The sequence below is a fragment of the Mycobacterium sp. E1747 genome, from assembly GCF_001667775.1.
Taxonomy (GTDB): Bacteria; Actinomycetota; Actinomycetes; order Mycobacteriales; family Mycobacteriaceae; genus Mycobacterium.
Genome location: NZ_LZJI01000209.1, coordinates 15,169 through 28,028, shown reverse-complemented (window position 1 = coordinate 28,028; position 12,860 = coordinate 15,169). Strand labels below are relative to the sequence as shown.

10 protein-coding genes are annotated in these 12,860 nt (G+C 68.6%); 2 read left to right on the top strand and 8 right to left on the bottom strand.

Features of this window, described 5'->3' with window-relative positions; genetic code table 11:
- Nucleotides 1–200 precede the first annotated feature (200 nt).
- Nucleotides 201–623: an RDD family protein gene (locus A5695_RS22630; protein ID WP_068087547.1), complete on the bottom strand. Its 423-nt coding sequence runs from the start codon at nucleotides 621–623 to the stop codon at nucleotides 201–203.
- Between the two features lie 244 nt (nucleotides 624–867).
- Here A5695_RS22630 and glnA (A5695_RS22625) point away from each other — a divergent pair, with 244 nt between their 5' ends.
- Nucleotides 868–2,304 carry a type I glutamate--ammonia ligase gene (gene glnA / locus A5695_RS22625; protein WP_068087544.1) on the top strand — a complete coding sequence of 479 codons (1,437 nt, stop codon included), beginning with the start codon at nucleotides 868–870 and terminating at the stop codon, nucleotides 2,302–2,304.
- Nucleotides 2,305–2,643: 339 nt separating this feature from the next.
- On the top strand, nucleotides 2,644–2,826 hold the full coding sequence (locus A5695_RS22620) for a hypothetical protein (RefSeq protein WP_068087540.1): 183 nt from the start codon (nucleotides 2,644–2,646) through the stop codon (nucleotides 2,824–2,826).
- Between the two features lie 4 nt (nucleotides 2,827–2,830).
- Here the strand turns inward: A5695_RS22620 and A5695_RS22615 are convergent, their stop codons facing one another.
- From A5695_RS22615 to A5695_RS22585, 7 genes are all read right to left on the bottom strand, one after another.
- A complete protein-coding gene (locus A5695_RS22615) occupies nucleotides 2,831–3,358 on the bottom strand; it encodes a GNAT family N-acetyltransferase (protein ID WP_197515597.1) in 528 nt (175 codons plus the stop codon).
- Between the two features lie 155 nt (nucleotides 3,359–3,513).
- Nucleotides 3,514–4,374, bottom strand: a complete 861-nt coding sequence (locus A5695_RS22610; protein WP_068087534.1) for a TIGR03619 family F420-dependent LLM class oxidoreductase — start codon at nucleotides 4,372–4,374, stop codon at nucleotides 3,514–3,516.
- A complete protein-coding gene (locus A5695_RS22605; protein WP_068087531.1) occupies nucleotides 4,371–5,015 on the bottom strand; it encodes a PaaI family thioesterase in 645 nt (214 codons plus the stop codon). The genes A5695_RS22610 and A5695_RS22605 overlap by 4 nt, the downstream gene beginning before the upstream one ends.
- Nucleotides 5,012–7,996, bottom strand: a complete 2,985-nt coding sequence (locus A5695_RS22600) for a bifunctional [glutamine synthetase] adenylyltransferase/[glutamine synthetase]-adenylyl-L-tyrosine phosphorylase (RefSeq protein WP_068087528.1) — start codon at nucleotides 7,994–7,996, stop codon at nucleotides 5,012–5,014. Before A5695_RS22600 ends, A5695_RS22605 begins: the two co-directional genes overlap by 4 nt.
- Nucleotides 7,997–8,047: 51 nt before the next feature.
- Nucleotides 8,048–9,388: a type I glutamate--ammonia ligase gene (glnA, locus tag A5695_RS22595; RefSeq protein WP_068087525.1), complete on the bottom strand. Its 1,341-nt coding sequence runs from the start codon at nucleotides 9,386–9,388 to the stop codon at nucleotides 8,048–8,050.
- A gap of 82 nt (nucleotides 9,389–9,470) precedes the next feature.
- Nucleotides 9,471–11,033 (bottom strand): alpha/beta hydrolase, encoded by a 1,563-nt coding sequence (locus A5695_RS22590; RefSeq protein ID WP_156749808.1) that lies wholly within the window; start codon nucleotides 11,031–11,033, stop codon nucleotides 9,471–9,473.
- A gap of 109 nt (nucleotides 11,034–11,142) precedes the next feature.
- The gene (locus A5695_RS22585) at nucleotides 11,143–12,705 is read right to left on the bottom strand and encodes an alpha/beta hydrolase (protein ID WP_156749807.1); all 1,563 of its coding nucleotides are present in this window, start codon (nucleotides 12,703–12,705) and stop codon (nucleotides 11,143–11,145) included.
- Nucleotides 12,706–12,860: the final 155 nt, after the last annotated feature.

Sequence of the window (12,860 nt, the reverse complement as noted above, 5' to 3'; positions counted from 1 at the left end):
GTCGCCGCCATTAGGCTTCGCAGCGATCGCAAGCGCGGCGAAGCCGGGCGCGGCGGGTCGCCGCCATTAGGCTTCGCAGCGATCGCAAGCGCGGCGAAGCCGGGCGCGGCGGGTCGCCGCCATTAGGCTTCGCGGCGATCGCAAGCGCGGCGAAGCCGGGCGCGGCGGGTCGCCGCCATTAGGCCCCGCGTCCGCCAAATTCAGCGCCGCACGACGGCCGTCGCCGTCAACCGGTCCTGCATGCCGCGGCCGTCCCAATCGGTGAACAGCGCCGGGACGACCATGCCGACGAGCACGCCCCGCATCACCGCCCTGACGACGCCGACCGCCCCGCGCCCGTCGACCGTCACCACCTGCAGACCCAGCGTCAACTGGCCGGGCGTGAAGCCGAACAGCCGCACCGAGACGACCCCGAGCACGAACCAGACGCCCAGCACCGCCGTCGCCAACGTGTGCTCGGAGAAGACGCCGAAGCGCAAGGCCAGTGCCGCCAGCCCATAGGAAATCATCCAGTCGATCATCAGCGCGCCCAGCCGGCGTCCCATCGGGGCCAGGGAACCCGGTCCCGTCTGCGGCAGTCCCAACCGTTCGCCGGGATAGGTGGGGGGCGAGTTCGGCGTCATCGTCTGGGGCCGGGCTTCGACTCGGCGACCAGCGCGTGCGGCAACCCCGGCCGAATGCTGCGACCGGGCACCGGAAGAGATACGCTCCAGCGATCCATGGCCCCACAATAGAGCCCGCCTGTGACCGCGCCTCTTTGTGAACAACATGGGTCGCGTAACGTGCGCGCAACATGGGGTTGACTGGCGGGCAACATCAGCTCCATAGCGTCAGGCCGCGGATCTCACCAAGTAAAGGAGCATTTCTGTGACGGAAACGACGCCCGACGACGTTTTCAAACTCGTTAAGGACGAGGACGTCGAGTTTGTCGACGTCCGGTTCTGTGACTTGCCAGGCATCATGCAGCACTTCACGATTCCGGTTTCGTTTTTCGATGAGAGTGTCTTCGAGGACGGCCTGGCCTTCGACGGCTCCTCGATTCGCGGATTCCAGTCCATCCACGAATCCGACATGCTGCTCCTCCCCGACCCCGCGACGGCGCAGATCGACCTGTTCACCGAATACAAGACACTGAACCTGAACTTCTTCGTGCACGACCCATTCACGCTCGAGCCCTACTCGCGTGACCCCCGCAACATCGCCCGCAAGGCGGAGAACTACCTGATCAGCACCGGCGTCGCGGACACCGCCTACTTCGGCGCCGAGGCCGAGTTCTACATCTTCGACTCGGTCAGCTTCGACTCGCGCACCAACGGCTCCTTCTACGAGGTCGACGCGATCTCGGGCTGGTGGAACACCGGCGAGCCCACCGAGAACGACGGCACCCCCAACCGCGGCTACAAGGTCCGCCCCAAGGGCGGGTACTTCCCGGTCGCGCCCGTGGACCACTACGTCGATCTGCGCGCCCAAATGCTGTCGAACCTCATCAAGGCCGGCTTCAGCCTGGAGAAGGGCCACCACGAGGTGGGCACCGGCGGCCAAGCCGAGATCAACTACAAGTTCAACACGCTGCTGCACGCCGCCGACGACATGCAGCTGTACAAGTACATCGTCAAGAACACGGCGTGGCAGAACGGCAAGACCGTCACCTTCATGCCCAAGCCGCTGTTCGGCGACAACGGCTCCGGCATGCACACGCACCAGTCGCTGTGGAAGGACGGCAGCCCGTTGATGTACGACGAGACCGGCTACGCCGGCCTGTCGGACACCGCGCGGCACTACATCGGCGGCCTGCTGCACCACGCCCCGTCGCTGCTGGCCTTCACCAACCCGACCGTCAACTCCTACAAGCGACTGGTCCCGGGGTACGAGGCGCCGATCAACCTGGTCTACAGCCAGCGCAACCGCTCGGCGTGTGTGCGTATCCCGATCACCGGCAGCAACCCGAAGGCCAAGCGCCTCGAGTTCCGTTGCCCCGACTCGTCGGGCAACCCGTACCTGGCGTTCTCGGCGATGTTGATGGCCGGGCTGGACGGCATCAAGAACAAGATCGAGCCGCAGGCCCCGGTCGACAAGGACCTGTACGAGCTGCCGCCAGAGGAGGCCGCCAACATCCCGCAGGCGCCCACCCAGCTGTCCGCGGTGATCGACCGTCTGGAAGAGGACCACGAATACCTCACCGAGGGCGGCGTTTTCACGCCTGACCTGATCGAGACGTGGATCAGCTTCAAGCGCGAGAACGAGATCCTGCCGGTGCAGATCCGCCCGCACCCGTACGAGTTCGCGCTCTACTACGACGTGTAAGCCGCAACCGACCCCACCCGCGTCGGCAGCTGCCGCGCGGGTGGTTTCGTCTTGGCGACGGCCCGTGGGTTAGCGGCCGGGGCCGAGGTCGCAGGACCACCCGACCGGTGACTGATGTGGCAGCCCATCACAGTTCAGATGCCCTAGACGGCCTGCTGCGAACAGCCCGTCGGTTAGACATGCTGCACAACGGGGTCAGCGCGGACGTTTCACGAGAAGACCATCCCGCGGTGCGCCGCCCGACACGAAAAGCCAGCCGCCGCAACAGAAGCGGTCGACGCCGAATGTTCAGACGAAAAGTATTGCGGCCGCAACGCATGGGGGGCTAGCTTCTAGCGCATGACAATGAGCACCGCACAGACAATGGTCGGAAGCCGCGTAGGCGGCGGAGCCGGCGGCGGCCGCTTCGTAGGCGGCGGAGCCGGCGGCGGCTTCATCGGCGGCGGAGCCGGCGGCGGCCGCTTCGTAGGCGGCGGAGCCGGCGGCGGCTTCATCGGCGGCGGAGCCGGCGGGGGCCGCTAACCGATCACACAATCGGCCCGGGCGGCCCGTCGGCTTCGGCGGGGCCACCCAGGTCGAGTTGCATCCACGCGACGTCGTGCCAGCCGCCGTGTTTCCATTCCACCCGACGATAAAGGCCGGCTTCGCGAAACCCGAACGACAGGTGAAACCCGTTGCTGGCCTCGTTCGGTTGAGTGATGCCGGCGAAAGCCCGCCGATAACCGCGCGCCGTAAGCCGGCGCAGTAGCTCCGTATAGAGTTGGCGGCCGCCGCCCCTGCGGTGGCGGCCGCGCTCGACATAGATTCCGGTCTCGACCGACCACTGGAAGCTGGGCAGGCGCCTGAGCACATGGCCGTAGGCGAAACCCACGACCTGACCGTCCCGTTCGAGCACCAGCCACTCGTGGGCGTCGGCGATGCGGGCGGCCATTTCACCCACACTGGGGACTTCGGTTTCCCAGCTGATGGCCGTGTCCTCGACATACGGGCGATAGATCACAAGGCACGCCTCGGCATCCCGCGCGGACGCCGGACGCACCCGGCCGATTGGCATGCTGATCATTCTTCCAGGCCGACAAGGGATTACAAGCCGATACCCGCCGCGGACGAATTCGCGAGACTTAAACCATGGCGCACGTCTGCGGCGCGTCGTCGCCATAGGTTAAGTGTCGCGGTAGGCCGGGTCAAGAAGCCGCAAAAGGCCAAGACCTAACCGCCGAGCGCCAGGTCCTTCCGGAATCGCTGCATGCCGTCGATCTTGTCGTCCAACGACGCATCCGGACCCGCGTAGAACATCCACGGCATGGTGATGATGCCGGTGATGCCGGCGTCGGCGGCACGTCGGTAGTCGGCGGTGGTGAAGGCGTCCGTCAGCGGCGTCAGGACGGTGAAATCGTCCATCGACAAACCGTTTTCGGCCCGGAGCTCGCGCAGCTTGCCCACCGCCTCGACGGCGCGCTCGGTCTTGATCAGATCGCCGATCCAGCCATCGTTGCGGGCGGCGCGGCGCAGCGCGATGTCGCTGAGCCCGCCGACATACACCGGTATCGGCGGCGGTGTCGGCTCCATTTCCAGCCGCGGGGTCCGATAGAACGCCCCTTCAAACTCCGTCCAGCCCGGCCGCCACAGCGCCCGCATCAAGTCGATGATCTCGTCGGTCCGCTTCCCGCGGGCCTCGAACCGCTCGCCCATCAACGCGAACTCCTCGCGGCACCACCCGACGCCGATGCCGAGCGCCACCCGGCCGGACGCCAGAACTGCCGCCGTGCCAATGGCTTTGGCGGCCGAGTAGGGGTTGCGCATCGCGGGAATGTACACGGTGGTGACGAAGCGCAGCCGCGCGGTGACCTGGGCCAGCGCGCCCACCAGGACCCACGGGTCGGGCCAGTCGGTGAACGGCTGCCAGCGTCGCTGCCCGTCCTTGGTGTACGGGTACGGGGTGTCCAGGGTCTCCAGGTTGACGACGTGATCCGGGATCCCGATGCCGTCGTAGCCGAGTTCGTCGGCGGCCTTGGCGAGTTCGATGATCTCCCGGGTGTTCAGAAAGGCGCTGCTGATGTAGAACTTCATTCGGCTTCCCGCGCCCACGCCGGCTCGACGAACACTCCCTCGGCCTCGACGGTGACCCCGGCGGCATCCGAAATGGTGCCGCGCGCAAACACTTTGCGGCCTTCCTTGCTCTCGACCCAGGCCTCGCAACGAAGCGGGCCCAGCGGCGTGCCGCGCAGGTACTTCACGGTGATGGTGCCGGTGAATCGCGCCTTGGACAGCCCTTCGCTGGCCGCCTCGCCGAGCATGTGGTCGAGCACCAGGGCGCTTACGCCGCCGTGCACCAGCTTGGGCGGGCCCTCGTATGCCGTCCCGAGCACGAACTCGCTTGAGCAGCGGCCACCCCCGTCGTGGTGGACGATCACCGGCGGCGCGATCGGGTTGCACACCCCGATGGCGGCGTTGCCCAGCGGCAGCGGGTGGTCGTTGACGCGGTAGCTCACGCCGAGCGGCCGAGTCCGTTGCCGCAAGGACTCGGTGACGGCCTGGATCGCCGATCGCGCCTGGGCGACGACGTCGTCGTCGACCTGGGTGCGGACGGTGGCGTCGATGAGTTCGCGCACGGCGTCGGCCAACGGCGCATACAGGGCGGTCACGCGGTCAGCCTCCGCCGCGTCGAGCACCTCGAATACGGCGTCCAACGCGCCGGCTTCGTGACTCAACTCCCAAACACTTTCCGTACCACAGCTTTTGCCCGCCTGGTCACCCGCAGATAGTTGTCTAAGAACTCCCCGCCGTCGTCGGTCGGCCAGCCCGCGGCCACCGCGACCGCGTTGAGCTGGCGCCCCGGCCCGGGCAGCTGATCGGTCGGCTTGCCGCGGACCAACACCAGCGCGTTGCGGGCCCGCGTGGCGGTCAGCCACGCCTGCCGCAGCAGGTCGACCTCCTCAGCGGGCACCAGCTCGGCCGCCGCGATCGCGTCGAGGCACTGCAGCGTCGAGGTGTTGTGCAGGGCAGGAATCTCGTGCGCGTGCCGCAGCTGCAGCAGCTGCACGGTCCATTCGACGTCGGCCAATCCCCCGCGGCCCAGCTTGGTGTGCGTGTTCGGATCGGCGCCGCGCGGCAACCGCTCGGCGTCCACCCGGGCCTTGATGCGGCGGATCTCCCGCACCGCCTCGGCGGACACCCCGGCGGCCGGGTAGCGCGTCTTGTCGGCCATCAACAAGAACCGCTGGCCCAGGTCCGCGTTGCCGGCGACCGCGTGCGCGCGCAACAGGGCCTGGATCTCCCATGGCTGCGCCCACTGCGCGTAGTAGGCGGCGTAGGAACCCAGCGTGCGCACCAGCGGCCCCTGGCGGCCCTCGGGCCGCAGGTTGGCGTCCACTTCCAGTGGGGGGTCGACGCTTGGGGTGCCCAGCAGTGTGCGGACCTGCTCGGCGACCGTCGTCGACCACCGGATCGCCACCGAATCCTCGACACCGGGCGCCGCCTCGCACACGAACATCACGTCGGCATCGGACCCGTAGCCCAGCTCGGCGCCGCCCAGCCGGCCCATGCCGATCACCGCGATGGCCGCCGGCGCCGTGCCGTCCTTGGGCAGGTTGGCACGAATGATGGCGTCCAACGCGGCCTGCAGCACGGCCACCCACACCGAGGTGAGCCCCCGGCACACGTCGGTGACCTCCAGGAAGCCGAGCAGGTCGGCCGACCCGATGCGGGCCAGTTCCCGGCGGCGCAGCGTGCGGGCGGCGGCGATCGCGCGCACCGCGTCGGGGTGCCGGCCGGCCGAGGCGATCAGCGCCCGGGACACCGCGGCGGGGTCCGTCGCGAGCAGTTTGGGCCCGGCCGGTCCGTCGCTGTAGTCCTGAATCACCCTGGGCGCGCGCATCAACAGATCCGGCACGTAGGCGGAGGTGCCCAGCACGTGCATGAGCCGCTTGGCCACCGCGGGCTTGTCGCGCAGCGTGGACAGATACCAGGTCTCCGCGGCGAGCGCCTCGGACAGCCGCCGGTAGGCCAACAGCCCGCCGTCGGGGTCGGGGGCGTATGACATCCAGTTCAGCAGCCTGGGCAGCAGCACCGACTGCACGCGGCCCCGCCGGCCGCTCTGGTTGACCAGCGCCGACATGTGTTTCAGCGCGGTCTGCGGCCCCTCGTAGCCGAGCGCGGCGAGCTGCCGTTCGGCGGCCTCCGCGGTCATGCCGTGCCCGATCTCCAGGCCGGCCGGGCCGATCGATTCCAGCAGCGGCTGGTAGAAGAGCTTCGCGTGCAGCTGGGACACCCGCAGGTTCTGGTGCCGCAGCTCCTGGCGCAGCACGCCCGCCGCATCGTGGCGCCCGTCGGGCCGGATGTGCGCGGCGCGCGCCAGCCAGCGCACCGCCTCCTCGTCCTCGGCCTCCGGCAACAGGTGGGTGCGCTTGAGCCGCTGCAGCTGCAGCCGGTGCTCGAGGAGGCGCAGGAACTCATACGAAGCGGTCAGGTTCGCGGCGTCCTCGCGCCCGACGTAGCCGCCCTGACCCAGCGCGGCCAGCGCGTCCACCGTGGACGCCACGTGCAGCGACTCGTCGCTGCGGCCATGCACCAGCTGCAGCAGTTGCACCGCGAACTCGACGTCACGGAGCCCGCCGCTGCCCAGTTTGATCTCACGGCCGCGGACGTCGGCGGGCACCAGCTGCTCGACCCGGCGGCGCATGGCCTGCACCTCGACCACGAAATCCTCACGCTCGCAGGCGACCCAGACCATCGGCATCAGCGCGCTCAGGTACCGCTCGGCGAGTTCGGAATCACCAACGGCCGCACGGGCTTTCAGCAACGCCTGGAACTCCCAGGTCTTCGCCCAGCGCTGGTAGTAGGCGATGTGCGATTCGACCGTGCGGACCAGCTCACCGCTGCGGCCCTCCGGGCGGAGCCCGGCGTCGACCTGGAAGAAAGCCGACGAGGCCACCCGCATCATCTCACTGGCCAGCCGGGTGGTCAGCGCGTCGGCGCGCTCACCGACGAAGATGACGTCGACGTCGCTGACGTAATTGAGTTCGCGGGCACCGCATTTGCCCATCGCGATGACCGCCAGTCGCGGCGGCGTCCGGTCGCCGCAGACGGTCGCCTCGGCCAGCCGCAGCGCGGCGGCCAGCGCGGCGTCCGCCAGGTCCGACAGCTGGGCGCCCACCACGGTGAACGGCAGCACCGGTTCGTCCTCGACCGTCGCGGCCAGATCGAGCGCGGCCAGGACCAGCAGGTGGTCCCGGTACAGGATTTGCAGGCGCGGCACGGCCGCAGCGGGGTCGGCCGACGCCTCGTCGACGCACGCGGTGAACGACGCACACAGCTCCTCACGCGTGGGCAGTTTCGCCTTGCCGCGCAACAGTTTCCACGACTGCGGGTGCACCGCCAGGTGATCCCCCAGCGTCAGCGACGAGCCGAGCACCGCGAACAGCCGCCCGCGCAGCGGGCGCTCGGTCAGCAGAGCGGCGTTGAGCTCGTCCCAGCCGGTGTCGGGGTTCTCCGCCAGCCGGATCAGGGCGCGCAGCGCGGCGTCGGGGTCGGGCGCGCGCGACAGCGACCACAGGAGGTCGACGTGGGCCTGGTCGTCGTGGTCATACCAACCCAGCTGCGCCAGGCGATCGCCCGCCGGAGGATCGACCAAGCCGAGCCGTCCCACGCTGGGCAGCCGGGGACGCTGAGTCGCGGGTTTGGTCACGACCACGACGGTATCGCAACCCGCGTGCCCGGCAGGGGTAAGGCAGGCTCGCGTCGATTACAGCGACAGGTAGGTGCTCAGTTCGTAGGGCGTGACGTGGCTGCGGTAGTTCGCCCACTCCGAGCGCTTGTTGCGCAGGAAGAAGTCGAAAACGTGCTCCCCCAAGGTTTCCGCGACCAGCTCGGAGGACTCCATCGCGCGCAGCGCGCTGTCTAGGCTCGTGGGCAGCTCGCGGTAGCCCATCGCGACGCGCTCCTCGGGGGTCAGGTCCCACACGTTGTCCTCGGCCTGGGGCCCCAGCACGTAGCCCTTCTCCACCCCGCGCAGCCCGGCGGCGAGCAGCACGGCGTAGGCCAGATACGGGTTGCAGGCCGAGTCCGGGCTGCGCACCTCGATGCGCCGCGACGACGTCTTGTGTGGGGTGTACATCGGCACCCGCACCAGAGCCGACCGGTTCGCCGCGCCCCACGACGCCGCGGTCGGCGCCTCGCCGCCGTGCACCAGCCGCTTGTAGGAGTTGACCCATTGGTTGGTGACCGCGCTGATCTCGGAGGCGTGCTCAAGGATCCCGGCGATGAACGACTTGCCCACGTCGGACAGCTGCAGCGGGTCATCCGGGCTGTGGAACGCGTTGACGTCGCCCTCGAACAGGCTCATGTGGGTGTGCATCGCCGAGCCGGGATGCTCGGCGAACGGCTTGGGCATGAAGGACGCCCGCGCGCCGTTGTCGATCGCGACCTCTTTGATGACATAGCGGAACGTCATCACGTTGTCGGCCATCGACAGGGCGTCCGCGAAGCGCAGGTCGATCTCCTGCTGGCCGGGCGCGCCCTCGTGGTGGCTGAACTCCACCGAGATGCCCATGAACTCCAGGGCCTCGATGGCGTGCCGACGGAAGTTGGAGGCCGAGTCGTGCACCGCCTGGTCGAAATAGCCGGCGGTGTCGACCGGAACCGGCCTCGTCCCGTCGTTCGCGCCGGGCTTGAGCAGGAAGAATTCGATCTCGGGGTGCACGTAGCAGGAGAAGCCGAGGTCGTTGGCCTTCTGCAGCTGGCGGCGCAGCACGTGCCGCGGGTCGGCCCAGGACGGCGAGCCGTCGGGCATGGTGATGTCGCAGAACATCCGTGCCGAGTGGTGGTGACCGGAGGAGGTGGCCCAGGGCAGCACCTGGAAGGTCGACGGGTCGGGGTTGGCCACCGTGTCGGATTCCGAGACCCGCGCAAAGCCCTCGATTGAGGAGCCGTCGAAGCCGATGCCTTCCTCGAAGGCGCCTTCGAGTTCGGCCGGGGCGATGGCTACCGATTTGAGCGTGCCGAGCACATCGGTGAACCACAGCCGAACAAAGCGGATATCCCGCTCCTCCAGGGTGCGGAGGACGAATTCCTTCTGGCGATCCATAACCGAAACAGTAGGCAACCGCTGTTAATTCTGTGTTACCGACTCGCGATCGGAACCATTGCGAACATTGCAAACAGGCTGCTCAGGGCTGGCAGCGGTAGGCCGGGGGCGGCGAGGTGCCCGCGACGAGGTAGCGCGTGACGGCGGAGTCCACGCATTGGTCTCCGTTGAACACGGCGGTGTGCTGCGTCCCGTCGTAGGTGATCAGCGGGCCGCCCAGCTGGCGGGCCAGGTTGACCCCCGCCTGGTACGGGGTGGCGGGGTCGTGCGTGGTGGAGACGACGACGACCTTGCCGGGCGGGGCGGGCGACGCGGCGTGCGGCGTCGACGTGGCCGGAACCGGCCACAGCGCGCACAGGTCGCGGGGCGCGTTCCCGGTGAACTGGCCGTAGCTGAGGAACGGGGCCGCCTGGCGGATGCGCTGGTCGGCGGACACCCAGCTCGCCGCGTCCTTCGGTGTGGGCGCGTCGACGCACCGGATCGCATTGAAAGCATCCTGATCGTTGGTGTAGTGCCCGCCGCGGTCGCGGCCCTCGTAGTCGTCGGCGAGCAGCAGCAGGTCGCCCGCGTCGGTGCCGCGCTGCAACCCGAGCAGCCCACTCGTCAGGTACTTCCAGTGCGCCGGGGTATACAGCGCGTTGATGGTGCCGGTGGTCGCGTCCGCGTAGCTCAAGCCGCGGGGGTCCGAGGTGCGGCCCGGCTTGGCGACCAGCGGGTCGACCAGGGCGTGGTAGCGGTTGATGAACTGGGCCGGATCGGTGCCCAGCGGGCACCCGGGCGAGCGGGCGCAGTCGGCGGCGTAGTCATTGAAGGCGGTTTGGAATCCCGCCATCTGTTGGACGTTTTCGTCGACCGGGCCGACGGTCGGGTCGATCGCGCCGTCGAGCACCATGGTCCGGACGTGGGCACCGAAGCGCTCCAGGTACGCGGTGCCCAGCTCGGTGCCGTAGCTGTAGCCGAGGTAATTGATCTGATCGTCGCCCAGCGCCTGGCGGACCGTGTCCATGTCGCGGGCCACCGACGCGGTGCCGACGTTGGCCAGAAAACCGGTGCCCATCCGGTTCACACACTGCTGAGCCACCTGTTGGTAGAGCTGTTCGATGTGCGCCACGCCGGCCGGGCTGTAGTCGACCATCGGCTCGCGGCGGTAGGCGTCGAACTCGGCGTCGGTCCGGCAGCGCAGGGCCGGGGTCGAGTGGCCCACCCCTCGCGGGTCGAAGCCGACCAGGTCGAAGTTGCCTCTGATGGGCGAGCCCTCCAGATTCGACGCCATGCCGGCCACCATGTCGACCGCGGACCCGCCGGGTCCGCCCGGGTTGACCAACAGCGAGCCGATCCGTTGGCCGGTTGCCGGAACGCGGATCACGGCTAGCTTGGCTTGCCCCGCACCGGGATTGTCGTAGTCGATCGGGACCGAGACAGTGGTGCACTGCGCGGTCGGGATATCCTTTGTGTCCGTGCCGAATTGACCGCAACTCCCCCACGTCTGCGGGGTTGCGGCGGACGGCATGGGGGCTGGGGTCTGCCCCGCGCCGGGTTCCGGTGTCGCGCCGGCCAGCGGCAATGCCACCGCGGACGGGGCGACCAGCAGCCCGAATGACACCAGCGCCGAGCTCAAGGATCTCAGGCGCGACATGGCTGTCATCGTGTCAGCCTCGGGTACCCGAATCGGCGCGAAACGGTTACGCCTTGGTCTCGTCTGCGCCGCTGCACCGGCGCGTTGGATTGCGCTTGACCTCAGACCCGTACGCGCGCTAGCACTTTGCGCCGCTGGGCGGCGTGGCGCCGCCGACCAAGTACGCCGTGACGTAGTTGTCGATGCACCCGTCGCCCTGGAACACGACCGTGTGCTGGGTGCCGTCGTAGGTGAGCAGCGAACTGCGCAGCTGGTTGGCCAAATCGACGCCGGCCTTGTACGGGGTCGCCGGGTCGTGAGTGGTCGACACGACCACGGTCGGCGCCAGCCCGGGCGCGGAGATGGTGTGCGGCTTACTCGTTGGCGGTACCGGCCAGAACGCGCAGGTGCCCAGGGGCGCGTCGCCGGTGAACGTGCCGTAGCTCATGAACGGCGCGATCTCCCGCGAGCGCCGGTCTTCGTCGATCACCTTGGCCCGGTCGGTGATCGGCGGCTGATCGACGCAGTTGACCGCGACCCGAGCGTCGGTGGCGTTGGTGTAGTGACCGTGTGCGTCGCGGCGCATGTACATGTCGGCCAGGGCGAGCAGGGTGTCGCCCCGGTGGTTGACCAGTTCGCTGAGTCCGTCGGTCAGGTGGTGCCACAACGTCGGCGAGTACAGCGCCATGATGGTGCCGACGATGGCGTCGCTATAGCTCAGTCCCCGTGGGTCATTCGTCGGCGCCGGCCGGCCGACCATCGGATTGTTGGGGTCGACGAGCGGGTCGACCAGGCTGTGGTAGACGTCGACGGCCTTACCCGGGTCGGTGCCCAGCGGGCAGGTCGGTTGCTTCGCGCACTCGGTCGCGTAGTCGTTGAAGGCGTCCTGAAATCCCTTGGCCTGGCGCAGGTCCGCCTCGATCGGGTCGGCGTTGGGGTCGACGGCGCCGTCGAGGATCATCGCTCGCACCTTGTCCGGGTATGCCTCGGCGTAGGCCGAGCCGATCCGGGTGCCATACGAATAGCCGAGGTAGGTCAGCTTGTCGTCGCCGAGCGCCGCGCGGATCCCGTCCAGATCACGCGCGACGTTGACCGTGCCGATGTTGGCCAGGAAGTTCTTGCCCATCTTGCCGACGCAGCGGCCGACGAATTCCTTGGTCTCGTCCTCGATGTGGGCCACACCCGCCGGGCTGTAGTCGACGTTCGGCTCGGTGCGCAGCCGGTCGTTGTCGGCGTCGGAGTTGCACCAGACCGCCGGCCGGGACGACCCGACCCCGCGAGGGTCGAAGCCAACCAGGTCGAACCGTTCGCGGACCCGCTTGGGCAGCGACTGCACGACGCCCAGCGCGGCCTCGATGCCGGACTCACCGGGACCACCCGGGTTGATCACCAACGAGCCAATTTTGTCCCCGGTCGCGGGAAAGCGAATCATCGCCAGCGTCGCCACGTCGCCGTCGCGGTGGTCGTAGTCGACGGGCACCGCCAGCTTGCCGCAAAGCGCTCCAGCGGGAATCTTGGCCTTAGGGTTCGCCGACCGACACGGTGTCCACTCCACCGCCTGCCCCAGCTTCGGCTCGGCCAGCAGGGCGCGCCCACCGACGACGCGCACGCAACCCGCGAGAAGGAGCGCTACGGCAGCGACCGTTGTCCAAACCAGCAGCGTGCGCGCGACCTTGACGCGGCGAGACAGACCCATGCCCACATATGCTGCCAGAGGAAACCTGAGATCCTCATGAGCGGCGCCACCATCCGGCTACCGGGCGGCCGCCAGCAGCTCTTCCCGCGCCGTCGCAAACTCATTGGCCACTGAGCCGCTGCATGCCCGCATGGCATGTCTCACATCACACCGACGGTGCA

Bases quoted from the DNA above. Each gene is read 5' to 3' on its own strand.
- A5695_RS22610 (WP_068087534.1), bottom strand. From the start codon at position 4,374: ATGAAGTTCTACATCAGCAGCGCCTTTCTGAACACCCGGGAGATCATC.
- glnA (WP_068087525.1), bottom strand. From the start codon at position 9,388: ATGGATCGCCAGAAGGAATTCGTCCTCCGCACCCTGGAGGAGCGGGAT.
- A5695_RS22590 (WP_156749808.1), bottom strand. From the start codon at position 11,033: ATGACAGCCATGTCGCGCCTGAGATCCTTGAGCTCGGCGCTGGTGTCA.
- A5695_RS22620 (WP_068087540.1), top strand. From the start codon at position 2,644: ATGACAATGAGCACCGCACAGACAATGGTCGGAAGCCGCGTAGGCGGC.
- A5695_RS22630 (WP_068087547.1), bottom strand. From the start codon at position 623: ATGACGCCGAACTCGCCCCCCACCTATCCCGGCGAACGGTTGGGACTG.
- A5695_RS22615 (WP_197515597.1), bottom strand. From the start codon at position 3,358: ATGCCAATCGGCCGGGTGCGTCCGGCGTCCGCGCGGGATGCCGAGGCG.